The following is a 12,926-nucleotide window of genomic DNA, read 5'->3' as shown; positions in this document are numbered from 1 at the left end:
CTGGGATGAGCTGCCGATTGGGTGGCTGATTCCGGGACAGAGATCCGGGAGCAGTTCTTTCTCTTACCCACGCCGGCGCGGTCCGGGTCTTCAGCGCCCAGGATCGATGCGCCGTGCCCCGTTCGGTGCTGCCGGGTTGCCACCGCCGAGGCGGGGCTGACGCCGTCAGCTTTCCCAGTCGACGGAAGCCACGGCCCCGTCGCGGGCCACCTTGACGGCGAGGAGTTCGTCACTGGTCGCAGCGTCGATCGTGTAGTCCATGACGATCCGGGCCTTGGCCTCGCCGATCAGGTGCCACAGCCCGATCCGAACGGGGTGCATGGCTGCAGTGAACGCGTCGGCGCTGATCGCTTCGCCGTTCGCTTCCCGGGTGAGGCGTTTGATCACCTCGACGTCGTCGAGTTCGGCGGCGTGGTGGTCGATGAAGTAGCGATCCTGCTGCAGGTCCTCACGGATTGCCGCGCGAGCCGCGGTGTTCAGAGCCGGCAGGTGGGCCAGGTGCGTCGCGAACGCATCCAGTTCTCCCGCATCCAGCCCGGAGCTGGGTTCGGCCCACAGCCGGACTTCGACCTCACTGCTTCCCAGCGCGGCTGTGCCTTCCCAGATGACTTCCGTCTCGTCCACCGGCGGAACCTCAAGGTGCCCGAAGTAAGGGTGATCGATACTCTTCATGGGGCCTGTCATTTCGATGGGCGGGGACGGCTCGAGAAGCAGTGAACGTTCCTGGTCCAGGTTACGACCTCGATCATTCCGTGCGCGGGTACCGGTTCTGTCGGTACAGCGCCTCCGGTGTCACCTGCCCGTACACGATGCGCACGCGCGCGGTCTGCCCGAAACGACAACCCTGAGTGCACGCCGGTGCGCAGACTGCTACCGCGTCTGGCCCGCTTGCTGGCGGGTCGGGCGCAGGTGCCTGTCCGCGGGGAGTCCTCGTCCGCGAAGTGCTGTGGCTGACGGCCGACCTGGTTGGTGTGTCTGTGGCCGGCGCTTCAGACCTTGACGACCTCCACGGAAGGGCCGCACAGGAGCGTCAGGTCCTCGGGGTCGGAAGTGAGGACGGTGACCGGCTGGGGCGCGTTGCGGGCGATGACGGCGAAGGCGGCGTCGATGGCGTACTTGTGGCCGTGGAGACGGTGGGCGCGAAGGAGGGCGGCGGCTTCGTCGGTGACCTCTCTGGTGACGTCGTGAATGTCGACGCGGGAGAGGACCCACTTGATGCGGGCCGGGTGGATCCGCTCGTAATCGGCCTCAAGAGTGGTCATGGCGCTGGTGGCCACGCGGATACCTTCCTCTGATGCCGCCTGGACCAGCGCTACGACGGTGCGGTCCTTGCGGTAGAGCTTGGAGAGTCCTTCGCTGTCGAGCAGCAGGGTGCCGGGCATCAGGCGGCGGCACCGCCGACCTGTCGGTGGTCATGGCGCAGCAGCGCGCGGGCGGCCTCGACCTCCTCGCGGGTGAGCTCGTCATTGTCGGTCTCGAAGTCGGCGACGATCTCCCGAAGCTTGTCCATGGCGACCCGTTGTTCCAGGGCTTCGGCGACGTAGGCGGAGAAGCCACCGGGCCCGACATGGGCGCGTACGGCCTCAGCAAGGTCCTCGGGCAGGCTGATGGAGTACTTTCTGCTACTGCTCATGGTGTCGATCCTACCGACGGTCGCAACTCTGTGGGTGCGAATAGTCATGGCAGTGCGGGGGGCTCGTACCTGCTGCGCTCGCCGACGAACGCTCGCCGGCTGCTCAAGGCGTACGAGAACGCCCTGGCCAACATCAATGTGTCGGAGCGCGAGCTGATCGATCCCGACTCGGCGGACGCTGGTGCTGCGTGAGGCTTGTCTTCGGGTTCAGGGCTGGGAGGACTACACGTCCTGGCTCAGGAACGACCGCAAGATGCTCGCTCGGATCAACAGGCTCATCGAGGACGTCAAGCGTGACCCGTTCTCGGGAATCGGCAAGTTTGAGCCGCTGAAGTGCCACTTGCCTGGGGCTTGGTCGCGACGGATCGACGATGAGCACCCGCATCGTCCATCTGGTCACGGACAAGGAGATCGTCATCCTCGCCGCCCGCTACTACTGACCGCGGAGCGGTTTCCGGTCGGTCAGGAAGGCGCGCCGGCCAGGACTTCCACCTTGCCGGTGTCGAGCGAGTAGTAGGCGCCGACCACGGCAAGGGCGCCCTGTCCCACGAGCGGGGCCAGGTCCCGGTTGGAGCGCAGGTCGGCTGCGGTCAGCTTGACCTGGGCGCGGGCCATGGTCTCGACCGGGTCGGCACCGCCTTCCCGGACCGCCTGCTCGTACGCCGGCCGCAGAGCCTTGGCGATCGCCTCCAGGTTGCCGGGCAGCGGTTTGCCGTCACGGATGGAGTTGTACGCCGCCTCGACGGCGCCGCAACGCTGATGCCCGAGGACCACGATGAGCGGAGTGCCACTCGTCATGGGCCCGTACTCCACGGAACCCGTGACCACCGGGCCGACCGCCTCCCCGCCCGTGCGCATCACGTAAAGGTCACCCAGCCCGGTATCGAAGAGGAGTTCAGGCGGCACCCGGGAGTCGATGCACGAGAGGATCGCCCCGAAAGGTTCCTGCTTCTGGGCTACGAACTGGCGCCGGTTCGGATCCCGGTCGGGGTGTCGGAGGTCGCCGCTCACCCAGCGCTTGTTTCCGTCCATCAGTCTCGTGAATGCCGCTGTGGGCGTGGCGGGCCGCGCTACCGGCGACGTACTGGTCGCCAATGGGGTGGCGCTCGTCGATGAGCATCCTGCAAGCGCGACCGAGGCGACCACGAGTCCACCGGCGAGCAGAGTTCTGCGATTTGATGGTCCCGCACTGTCCATTGGTCGTTCCCCTCGGTCTGCTGATATGCGTCCGTACGTCTTGATGCGGGTGATTGTTCAGCGCGGTGTGGGAGCCCGACGGCAGGCGCAAGCGGGCGTGGGCTGCTTTGCCACCGACGGCCCACAGAACCGGCTCGGGCGGCGGCATGAGCGCCAGCGAGGCGGGCCTGCAAAGCGTGAGTCCACGCCGGCCCCGGCAAATCCAGCAAGGGTGGGAACGGCAGGATCCCGAGCCTTCGATGCCGTCGCTGAACTCGCCTGCGTCGCCAGTTGGAAACACCACGACCTCGGCACGAATCTCCTCCAGGAGACGGCCCCTTTCCTGTTTCCGCGCCGGGCGCGTCCGTTGCTGGGAACCGTCAGTTGCGTGGTGGTTCCTGGGGGGCGTGTGGTGGAGAGGCGGCGGATTCGGCTCCGCCCGGCGTGCCGATCGATCCGCCCCTGTGCGCTCGTCCGTTCAGGTGACTAGCCGTCAAGATGCTTGTGTCGTATTTCATTCGTATGGGTCACTTGAGTGACCGAACCGGTGGGCCGCCCATCCCTCTCCGGGGGAGCGCGGAACCGTCCTGTTCGCCGACCGTCCATGCGTGACGGACCTCGGCATCGTTTGCTCCGGATGGCCGCGATGGGCGCCCCTGTAGAGGACTTGGATCCGACCAGTCGCCCCTGCCAGGTAGCGGCAGGGGCTGGTGCGACAGCCCCCGGCCTCTGCAAGGGAGCGGTGCGCGAGCCATCCGCGCACACCGAGTACCTCGTCATCGAGGCCACGAGCGTGGCCGCGGACTCTGCGACCGCGTGCGGTTTGCCGCCGTGAGCGGGTCGCCATCAGTCGCGTGAACACCTCGGCCTCATGTCGGGCAGTGCGATGACTCTCGGTTCAACACCGAGAGGGGGCCCCGGCTTGTACGGAGCGGCGCTCGCGGCGTCCGGGGCCGGCGGCCCGCGACACGGCTCATCACGGCTCCAAGCACCCTGCGCGAGGACGGCCGGGCCCGACAGCGGCCCGGTGGTCCAAGTCATGGCCATGGGTCCTGACCCGGACCCGGCTCGGAGTCAACTCCCTGTTTCAGGAGTTCAGTTCAAACAAATGGAGGACGACCATGCCAATCAGTCCGAACCAGGGCTCCACCGGTGGCGGTACCACCGTCACTGTCACGGGCACCAACCTCACGGGCACCACCGCTGTGCTCTTCGGCACCAAGCCGGCGACCGGCGTCACCAACGTCTCGCCCACCCAGGTCACCGCTGTCTCGCCGTCCGGCTCCGGCACGGTCGGCGTGACGGTGACCACCCCGGGCGGAACCAGCAACCCGATCCCGTTCTTCTATGTCGGCGCCCCGTTCAAGTCCGGTCTGAACGTGAGCTCGGGCGCCACTGCGGGCGGCAACACCATCGTCATCAGCGGCACCGGCCTGTCCACGGCCACGGGGGTGTCCTTCGGCGCCAACACCGTGACGCCGACGGTGCTGTCGGACAGCCAGATCAGTGTCGTCGTGCCCACGGGTGCGGCAGCCGGGCCGGTGGGCGTCAGTGTGACGACCGCCGGAGGCACCAACAACGGTCTGTCGTACACGTACATCGACGTCCCGACCGTCACCGGGATCACTCCGGCCTCCGGACCGACGTCCGGCGGAACCGCGGTGACCATCACGGGCACCAACCTGACCTCGACGAACCAGGTCACGTTCGACTCGGTGCCGGCACCGTTCTCGGTCATCAACGCGACGACGGTGTCCGCCGTCACCCCGCCCGGCGCCGTCGGTGCGGTCGACGTCGGTCTCTCCAACCCTGCGGGCACAGCCACGGACGTCGGCGCCTTCACGTATGTGACAGGCCCCGGCATCTGATCCGCTACGGCTGCGGCACCGACTGCCGACGCGGAACAGCGCTCGGCGCCGGTACCGCCTCCGGATGCATGACGTCCGCCCCGGTCCGGGACACTCCGTGCCCGGCCGGGCGGGCAACCCACTCGGCACCACTCACTCATCGCCGCCCGGCCAGGAGGTCCGGGCGGCGCCCGATCAGCACATTCCGATCCCCGCATCCCGTCCACAACGCCCCGATCGCATCCCGCCGATCACATCACCCCGACAGGAGAACGGCTGTGGAGAGCTCCGACAGCTCAATGCCCCACGCTACGCAACCGTCGACGGCTGCGGCGGCCCCCGTAATCACCACGAGCAGCCCTTTCGCGGGGCCCGCCGGAACGGTCGTCACGCTGAACGGCACCGGATTCACCGGCGCGACCGCGGTCACCTTCGGCGGTACTCCCTCCGGTTCGTTCACTGTGGTGTCCGCGATCAAGATCACCGCAGTCGCCCCGGCCGGTGCGGGTACCGTACAGATCACGGTGACCACGCCTGATGGAACCAGTAACGACATTGGCTTCACTTACACGATCGCGACGCCCGCGATCAGTTCCATCGCCCCCAACCAGGGGTCGGTCGAGGGCGGGAACACGGTCACGTTGACCGGAACCGGCTTCTCCGGCGCCACCTCGGTGCTTTTCGGTACCGTGGCTGCCGCGTTCATCGCCGTCTCCGCGACGCAGGTCACTGCGGTCGCCCCGGCCGCGCCCGTCGGCACCGTCAATGTCACGATCACCACTCCAGGCGGCACCAGCACCGGGGTCCCCTATACGTATGTCGCCGTTCCGGTTCTGGGCAGTGTGGCTCCGGCCCAGGGGCCACTCGCGGGTGGGAACAGCATCACCTTGTCCGGGACCGGCTTCACCGGAACGACCTCCGTTCGCTTCGGGGTGAACGCGGCGAGTTCGTTCACCTTCGTCTCGGCGACTCAGCTGACTGCGGTTGTCCCCGCAGGCGGCCCGGGACCGGTTGCCGTCACGGTCACCACGCCCGCTGGTACCAGCACCCAAGTCGTCTTCTACTACTACCTCGGCGCACCGGTTCTCAGCGGCGTCACTGCCGCGTCCGGGCCGGTGGGAGGTGGCAACTCCGTGACGCTTGCCGGTGCGAATCTCCTCCAGGCCACGGCGGTTCGCTTCGGCGTGACGGCGGCGACCACCTACACCATTACCTCGGCCACGGAGGTCAGAGCGGTGGTGCCGCCTGGTGTCGGCGGCGCCGTCCCAGTCACCATCACCACGCCCGGTGGCACGAGCAACAGCGCGGTCTACGTATATCTGGGTGCCCCGGTCGTCGTTGATCTGACACCCGACCAGGGGCCGCCGACAGGCGGCAACACGGTAACTTTCACCGGCGTCGGGCTGACGTATGCCACCGCAGTACTGTTCGGGGGCGTGCCCGCCGGCTTCACCGTGGTCTCCGACACCCAGCTGACAGTCACGGCACCGCCCGGCGTGGCGGGCGCAGCCACCGTCAGGGTCATCACCCCCGGGGGCACCAGTATCGGAGTTCCTTACACCCGACTTGGCCCACCCGGCATCTGAGCGGTCGGATCGATCCGGCCACGATGGCGTGGGCGGAGGAGAAACAGCGCAATCAGTTCGCCTGCTTCGCGCGGCCGGTCGTCGTCGACAGCACGCAGGGCTACGTGGGCATGTACCGGGGGAAGCCGGCCCTGGGGGCGGGCCTACGCCTCCCACCTGATCGAGAAGGGGGCCCGCTACTTCCAGCCGCAGGGCTGAACCGGCGGGTACCGGGGCGTCCTTGAGCGCGGACGCCCGTCTGGCCGGCCAGAAGCCGGCTATCCGGATGGTCACGACCGAGATCAGGACGAGAACGACGAGGAACTCGGCGTTGAGCTCGTCATCGCCCACAGCCTGTCCACGGTGGTCGACGCCGACCGCATCGTCGTCAGGGAACAGGGGCGCATCGTGCAGCAGGGCACCTGCGAACAGCTTCTCGCGGACACCGAGGGCCTCTTCGCCCGGCCGGCCGGACCTCAGCTGTCCTGACAGGGGCACGCAATTTCTGGGAACGCCCCCGCAGAGCCGGAATGGGATGGCATGATCCTCTGCACCTGACCACACTGCGTGCAGGGTGCCGACACTGATCAGGAGAACTCATGGACCAGCGTCCGGCCGGGCTGTCCGGTTTCAACTGGTGGCTGCCCAGCCTGTATGCGGCGGCCATCGTCCTCACCGGGGCCTTCGGGTCGGGCAAGGCGACGGGAATCGTCGCGGTGGTGGGCGGCGTCCTGCTCGGCCTCTACTACGGCTTCGGGAGCAGGCTCCGCGCCCGAAGCTGACCGCCCGTACACCTTCCTACGGCTGCGCGACCCTCAACTCCCGTACGCCCGCAGGTTTCTGCGCGTCCTCGGACTCGACCGTCAGCCGCACCTGCCGGGCCACCGCTCCCGCCCGGTACGGCTGCCAGTGGGTGCCGTCGGACGAGGTCTCCAGGCGGTACGAGGAGGGGGGCACGTCGGCCCACTCCGGTTCGATCGAGGTCACCGGGGCCGCGCGCCCCAAGTCCACCGTCAGTGCGCCCGTCGCGCCGGCGGGGGACCAGGACGTGGCCGGGCTGCCGTCCACCGCGGCGGCCGCGTACAGGCCGGGGATCTCGGAGGTCGCCGTCACCGGGCGGCAGCGGGCCGCGTCCGTCGTCCGGGCGAGGTCGGGGCGGCGGGTGGCGAGGGCGAGCGTGCCGGTGAGGAGGCGGGGGCCGGTGGGGGTGTGGACGGTGAAGGGGGCGCCGGAGATCAACCGGACCGTCGTCGTCACGGGACCGATCGCGATGTCGTACGTACGGCCCCGGTAGCGCAGCCCCGTCAGAGTGACGCCCTTTCCCAGCTGCGGAGGCAGCAACGGATCGAGGCGCACCCCGTCCTCCCGCAGCCGAAGACCCGTCAGACCGTGCGTGAAGACCTGGAGGAATCCACCCTTCCCGGTGAGGAAGTCCTGGGCGGGGGAACCCGACAACGGGTCCTGTGCGCCCGCTTTCGCGCCCCGGGCCTCGCTGAACAGGGCGTACGGGCCGCGCATGAACGGGCGCACGGCGCGCTGGAGATAGGTGTACGTTGCGCAGCCGGCCTCCCCGATCGTGGCGGCGTCGATCGCATGGACCGAGTCCGTCATCGCCGGGCCGTCCGGATCGGTGCGCGCGGCGTAGTAGTCGAGCGTGGACGCCCGGGCGCCCGGCTCCATCGGCCACTCGAGCGGGTAGATCAGCAGCACCGCGTCGGCCTGTTTGATCGTCGAGCCGTTGTAGCCCGCGTACTGGAGGAAGAGTTTTCGCTTCGGGTCGTACGGGATGCGCAGACCGTCCGCGACCCGCGTCCACCCGGCCGGTGCCGGGTGCCCGAGCAGTTGCGCCGCGCGGGTGGCGTTGCGCAGGGCCGTGGCCGCGACCGCGTTGGTGAAGACCCCGTCGGTGACGCCGTTGCTGTACTCGTCGGGGCCCGCGACGTCCTTCACCGAGTAGCTGCCGTCGCCGTTCGCGGTGGCCCGCGAGGCCCAGAAGTCGGCGATCCCCCGAAGCAGCGGCCAGCCGTGCCCGGCCAGCCAGTCGCGGTCCCCGGTCGCCAGGTAGTACTGCCAGACCGCGAGCGAGACATCGCCCTGGAGGTGGTTCTGGGTGAGGCAGTGCGGGGGGTCCCAGCTCTGGCACTCGGTCCAGAGGTTGCCCTTGCTCGCGCTCGTCCACGGGTAGAACAGCCCCCGGAACCCCAGCTTCTGGGCGTTGGTACGGGCAGCTCCGCGCGTGCGGTAGCGGTACTCGACGACGGAGCGGGCCAGTTCGGGGCGGGTGGCGAGCAGCGCCGGGTACATCCAGGTCTCGGCGTCCCAGAACACCAGGCCCGCGTAGTTGTCGCTGGTCAGACCGGCCGGAGCGATGCTGTCGCGGGACCCGGTCCGGGTGGAGGCGAGAAGTCCGTACTGCGCCGACCGCAGCCACCTCTGCAGCTCGGGACTGTCCGGTACGGAGATGTCGGCCGCCCAGGCCTGTCGCCAGGCGGCGGCGTTCGCGGCGAGGACACCGGACCAGCCGCGCCGGGCCGCGCGCCGGGACGCCTCGCCGGCGGCGGTGCGCGGGGCGGACGAGGTGAGCGCGGTGTCCACTCCGACGTACTTCTCGAAGGTGTACGTGCGCCCGTTGCGTACACGGACCGTGCTGCTTACCCGGTCGGTACCGCGTACCTGCGCCGACTTCGATCCGCCGGTGCGCATCGTCTGGACGATCGCGCCCGCTGTCCCGGTGCCCTGCGTGCGGAACGTTCCGTCGTCGTTCAGCGTGATCCGGCGTGCGCCCCGCGGGTCGAGGCGTCCGGTGACGGTCGCCGTGCCGCTCCAGTGCGGTGTCATGCGCAGCCGCACAGCGCCGGTGTGCACATCGGACCGGTCGGCGAGCACCTCGTACGTCAGGTCCGTCGCGCGCCCCTCGGCCGTGGTCCAGCGCAGCGACGTACGCACCAGGCCGCAGCGCAGGAACACCGTCTGGCGGTAGTGCGAGATCCGGCCCGGAGGCGTGGCGGAACCGTAGGTCTCGTTGCCGACGCGTACGTCGAGGGTCGTCCAGCTCGGCAGTGCGGCGATCACTTCGCGGCCGGCGGCGAGGTTCTTGTCGCGCCCGAACAGGCCGGAGACGAAGGCGCCGTCGTAGCGCGGAGTGAACAGCGGCCAGCCGGTCTTCCCGCCCGAGGCGGCATAGCCGGCGCCCCTGGCGGGCACCCGATGGGCCAGATATCCGTTGCCGACATAGGGGTCGTAACCGGCGGCTGCGCCGAACCGGGTGGAGGTCGGTGCCCAGGCGGGGTCGGTGTCCCGGCCGCAGGCCGTGGACGAGGGCGGGAGGGGAGCGGCGGCGTACGAGAGGGGCGGCAGCGGTGCGATCAGGGCGCCCGCGACCAGAGATGTCAGGGACGTGAGGAGACAGAGGCGCGAGAGGCTCACCGTATGAAGGTATGGACGCGCGCGCCGAGCGGCGGTGCACGGCGCGCGGCGCGTGGGTGAACGGCCGCCGGCCCCGTCAGCCGGCGAGGCCCGTTTTGAGGCCTGCGCCGCACAGGGGCACGACGACGCTCCGGTCCGTCCAGCCGCCGACCGCTGCCCAGCAGGCGACGCCCGTCGTCTCCACGTAGAACCCGCGGGCGGCCAGATCCAGCTGTGCCGTACGGATCTGATCCTCGGTCACCGTGAGGAAGGTGCCGCCCGATTCCCGTACCGCGGCCAGGATGGCCCGGGCGCGCGGCGGGCGGGGGATGGCGATGCCCTCGGCGAGGGTGGGGGCGGCCGCGCCGGCCGGGGCGTCGAGCAGTCCGTCCGCTTCCGCGCGGAAGGCGGCGGCCAGCGGTGACACGGCCTCGGCCTGTACGGCGATCAGCGCCGGGCGTTCGTCGATCAGCCCCTGGGCGTGGAGTTCGGCGGTGGCGAGGGCCGCGCCGAGGAGGAGTGTGCCGTTGCCGACCGGTACGGCGATGGCGTCCGGCAGGTGGCCGCCGAGGTCCTCCCACATCTCGTACACGTAGGTCTTCGTGCCGTGCAGGAAGTACGGGTTGAAGACATGCGAGGCGTAGAAGGTGCCCGGGGTGTCGGCGGCGGCACGGGCGGCCAGCGCGGTGGCCTCACGGTCGCCGGGAACGATCTCCAGGCGGGCGCCATGGGCCCGGATCTGCTCGGTCTTCTTCGGTGACGTGCCCTCGGGGACGTACACCGTGCAGGGGAGCGAGGCACGGGCGCAGTACGCGGCGACGGCCGTGCCCGCGTTGCCGCTGCTGTCCGCGATGACGCGCTCGGGCGAGAGGCGGCGGGCCAGTTCGGCGAGCATCACGGCGCCGCGGTCCTTGAAGGAGAGCGTCGGCATCAGGAAGTCGAGCTTGGCCGTGACCGTGCCGGTGAGCGGGACGAGCGGGGTGCGGCCCTCGCCGAGGGTGGTCGTGGGTGCGGCGAGGGGCAGCGCCTCTTCGTAACGCCACAGTGAATTGACGCGTCCGGTCAGCGAGTTGAGCGAGAGCGGCCCGGCGACCTCGAAGTCGAGGTCCCAGGGGCCGTGGCAGACCGGGCAGCACCAGGTGAGGGCGGTGGTTTCGGCGCGGGTGCCGTCCTGCGGACAGAGATACATGGCCATGCCCGTCAGCATGTCAGGTGTGTGGCGGCTGAGTGGCGAAGGTATGGCACACGTCAACGCACCCTTGTGCGATTCCCATGGATCGGTCAATCTTTCGCTGTCGGCCGGGCCGTGGGCAGCGCGGAATCCGAAGCGATTGATTGTCATGCCCATGCTATTCGAGTGCACTCGACTCGGTTCGGCCCGGCCCTGCCCCACCTCCATTTCCCATGGAACCCCCCACCAGCGCACCGCAATCGAGGAGGACCCCTCACATGTCAGTGATGCGTCACACCCCCCACGCGCGTCGAAGACTCGCCGCGGCGAGCGTCATAGCCGGTGCCGCCCTCGCGCTCTCCACCGCGGCGGCGTTCCCCGCCACCGCGGCCGGGACTGCGGCGGAAGGCCGGATCGAGAACGCGGGTGCCCCGGGCACGATCAGCGGCAGTTACATCGTCACGCTCGACGAAGCGGCGGCCGACGCCGGCTCCGCGCAGGGCAAGGCGCTCGCCAAGGAGTACGGCGCCAAGATCAAGAAGACCTACCACGCGGCCCTCAACGGCTACGCGGTCGAACTCTCCGCCGCACAGGCGAAGAAGTTCGCCGCGGACCCGGCCGTCGAGTCCGTCGTGCAGAACCGGACCTTCACGGTCTCCGGCACGCAGCCCTCGCCGCCCTCCTGGGGGCTGGACCGGATCGACCAGAAGACCCTGCCGCTGAACCAGAGTTACACCTATCCCGACAAGGCGGGCGAGGGTGTCACCGCGTACATCATCGACACCGGTGTCCGGATCACCCACAGCGACTTCGGCGGCCGGGCCTCGTACGGCTACGACGCCATCGACAACGACAATACCGCGCAGGACGGCTACGGCCACGGCACCCATGTGGCGGGCACCGTCGCCGGTTCGGCGTACGGCGTCGCCAAGAAGGCGAAGATCGTCGCCGTCCGGGTCCTCGACGACAGCGGCTCCGGCACGACCGCGCAGGTCGTCGCGGGCATCGACTGGGTGACGGCGAACGCCGTCAAGCCGGCCGTCGCCAACATGAGCCTGGGCGGCGGGGCGGACTCCGTGCTCGACGCCGCCGTACGGAAGTCCATCGCGTCCGGCATCACCTACGCGGTCGCCGCGGGCAACGAGTCCACCGACGCCTCCACGAAGTCCCCGGCACGGGTCACCGAGGCCATCACGGTCGGCTCCACGACCAGCACGGACGCCCGCTCCAGCTTCTCCAACTACGGCAGCGTGCTGGACATCTTCGCTCCGGGCTCGTCGATCACCTCGGCCTGGAACACCGGCGACAGCGCCACCAACACGATCTCCGGTACGTCGATGGCGACCCCGCACGTCGCCGGCGCCGCGGCCCTCTACCTGGCCGACCACCCGAGCGACGGTCCGGCACAGGTCTCCGCCGGACTGGTCGCCGCAGCCAGCACCGGAGTGGTGACGAGCCCGGGTACGGGCTCCCCGAACCGGCTGCTGAATGTCGGCAGTGGCACCACCACGCCGCCGGGCAAGAAGTTCGAGAACACGACGAGCTACACCATCGGCGACAATTCCACCGTCGAGTCGCCGATCACCGTCACCGGTGTCACCGGCAACGCGCCGGCCACGCTGAGCGTGCCCGTCAATATCACACACACCTACATCGGCGACCTGAAGATCGACTTGGTCGCGCCCGACGGTTCGGTCTACAACCTGAAGGCGTATGGGACGGGTGGCAGCAGCGACAACGTGGTCACCACCTACTCGGTGAACGCCTCGTCGGAGGTGGCCAACGGCACCTGGAAGCTGCGGGTCGGCGACAATGCGGCGGCCGACACCGGGAGGATCAACTCCTGGGCCCTGCAGTTCTGATGACGGCTCCGTAAGCCATTGAGCGTGTGGGGCGGCCGCATCCGCGGCCGCCCCACACACCTTGCGCCGGCGCCGGTCGAGGCCCCGGTCGGCCGCGGTCATCAGCTCGCCGTCGTCCGTGTCCCCGTCCAGCCGAGGAAGCTATTGGTCTGGACCAAAAAGGGGTCGAGGGGGCGGGGAGGATCCGGGCCGGAAGGGTCGGGGCCTCTCCGGCGGTCGGCGGCGGGATATGCGCGAGGTCGTGATGAATCATCACTTCGAGTGAAA

Annotated in this window: 11 protein-coding genes and 2 pseudogenes; 7 read left to right on the top strand and 6 right to left on the bottom strand. The window is 69.4% G+C overall.

Going from position 1 to position 12,926, the window contains the following annotated elements; genetic code table 11:
- Positions 1 to 165 precede the first annotated feature (165 nt).
- The 3 genes from OG953_RS15630 to OG953_RS15620 form a co-directional block, all read right to left on the bottom strand.
- Positions 166 to 672 (bottom strand): DUF2004 domain-containing protein, encoded by a 507-nt coding sequence (locus OG953_RS15630; RefSeq protein WP_405684847.1) that lies wholly within the window; start codon positions 670 to 672, stop codon positions 166 to 168.
- Positions 673 to 989: 317 nt separating this feature from the next.
- On the bottom strand, positions 990 to 1,382 hold the full coding sequence (locus tag OG953_RS15625) for a DNA-binding protein (protein WP_405684846.1): 393 nt from the start codon (positions 1,380 to 1,382) through the stop codon (positions 990 to 992).
- On the bottom strand, positions 1,382 to 1,633 hold the full coding sequence (locus tag OG953_RS15620; protein WP_073946283.1) for a hypothetical protein: 252 nt from the start codon (positions 1,631 to 1,633) through the stop codon (positions 1,382 to 1,384). The genes OG953_RS15625 and OG953_RS15620 overlap by 1 nt, the downstream gene beginning before the upstream one ends.
- Positions 1,634 to 1,693: 60 nt before the next feature.
- Between OG953_RS15620 and OG953_RS15615 the strand changes: the two are divergent.
- Both OG953_RS15615 and OG953_RS15610 read left to right on the top strand, forming a co-directional pair.
- A pseudogene (locus OG953_RS15615) lies at positions 1,694 to 1,825 on the top strand (type II toxin-antitoxin system prevent-host-death family antitoxin); the annotation flags it as partial.
- Positions 1,818 to 2,073, top strand: a pseudogene (locus OG953_RS15610) (Txe/YoeB family addiction module toxin). The pseudogenes OG953_RS15615 and OG953_RS15610, both read left to right, overlap by 8 nt.
- Before the next feature lie 22 nt (positions 2,074 to 2,095).
- Here OG953_RS15610 and OG953_RS15605 read toward each other — a convergent pair.
- Complete coding sequence (locus OG953_RS15605; RefSeq protein ID WP_405684844.1) at positions 2,096 to 2,665, bottom strand: carbonic anhydrase; 570 nt, start codon at positions 2,663 to 2,665, stop codon at positions 2,096 to 2,098.
- A gap of 1,265 nt (positions 2,666 to 3,930) precedes the next feature.
- Between OG953_RS15605 and OG953_RS15600 the strand changes: the two genes are divergently transcribed.
- From OG953_RS15600 to OG953_RS15585, 4 genes are all read left to right on the top strand, one after another.
- On the top strand, positions 3,931 to 4,677 hold the full coding sequence (locus tag OG953_RS15600) for an IPT/TIG domain-containing protein (protein WP_405684843.1): 747 nt from the start codon (positions 3,931 to 3,933) through the stop codon (positions 4,675 to 4,677).
- Positions 4,678 to 4,955: 278 nt separating this feature from the next.
- Positions 4,956 to 6,242: an IPT/TIG domain-containing protein gene (locus OG953_RS15595; protein ID WP_405684841.1), complete on the top strand. Its 1,287-nt coding sequence runs from the start codon at positions 4,956 to 4,958 to the stop codon at positions 6,240 to 6,242.
- Positions 6,243 to 6,584: 342 nt separating this feature from the next.
- Positions 6,585 to 6,710 carry a hypothetical protein gene (locus OG953_RS15590; RefSeq protein ID WP_405684840.1) on the top strand — a complete coding sequence of 42 codons (126 nt, stop codon included), beginning with the start codon at positions 6,585 to 6,587 and terminating at the stop codon, positions 6,708 to 6,710.
- Positions 6,711 to 6,820: 110 nt separating this feature from the next.
- A complete protein-coding gene (locus tag OG953_RS15585; protein ID WP_405684839.1) occupies positions 6,821 to 7,003 on the top strand; it encodes a hypothetical protein in 183 nt (60 codons plus the stop codon).
- 16 nt (positions 7,004 to 7,019) lie between these two features.
- On the opposite strand, the gene OG953_RS15580 is transcribed toward OG953_RS15585, so the two are convergent.
- Together OG953_RS15580 and OG953_RS15575 are read right to left on the bottom strand one after the other, a co-directional pair.
- Complete coding sequence (locus OG953_RS15580; RefSeq protein ID WP_405684838.1) at positions 7,020 to 9,647, bottom strand: discoidin domain-containing protein; 2,628 nt, start codon at positions 9,645 to 9,647, stop codon at positions 7,020 to 7,022.
- A 76-nt stretch (positions 9,648 to 9,723) separates the two neighbouring features.
- Positions 9,724 to 10,821: a threonine synthase gene (locus OG953_RS15575; RefSeq protein ID WP_405684837.1), complete on the bottom strand. Its 1,098-nt coding sequence runs from the start codon at positions 10,819 to 10,821 to the stop codon at positions 9,724 to 9,726.
- 254 nt (positions 10,822 to 11,075) lie between these two features.
- Here OG953_RS15575 and OG953_RS15570 point away from each other — a divergent pair, with 254 nt between their 5' ends.
- Positions 11,076 to 12,659 carry a S8 family peptidase gene (locus OG953_RS15570; protein WP_405684835.1) on the top strand — a complete coding sequence of 528 codons (1,584 nt, stop codon included), beginning with the start codon at positions 11,076 to 11,078 and terminating at the stop codon, positions 12,657 to 12,659.
- Positions 12,660 to 12,926 lie beyond the last annotated feature (267 nt).

Source organism: Streptomyces sp. NBC_00057, assembly GCF_045041165.1.
Taxonomy (GTDB): Bacteria; Actinomycetota; Actinomycetes; order Streptomycetales; family Streptomycetaceae; genus Streptomyces.
The sequence above is the reverse complement of the archived record's forward strand: the minus strand, read 5'-3'. Positions and strand labels throughout refer to the sequence as shown.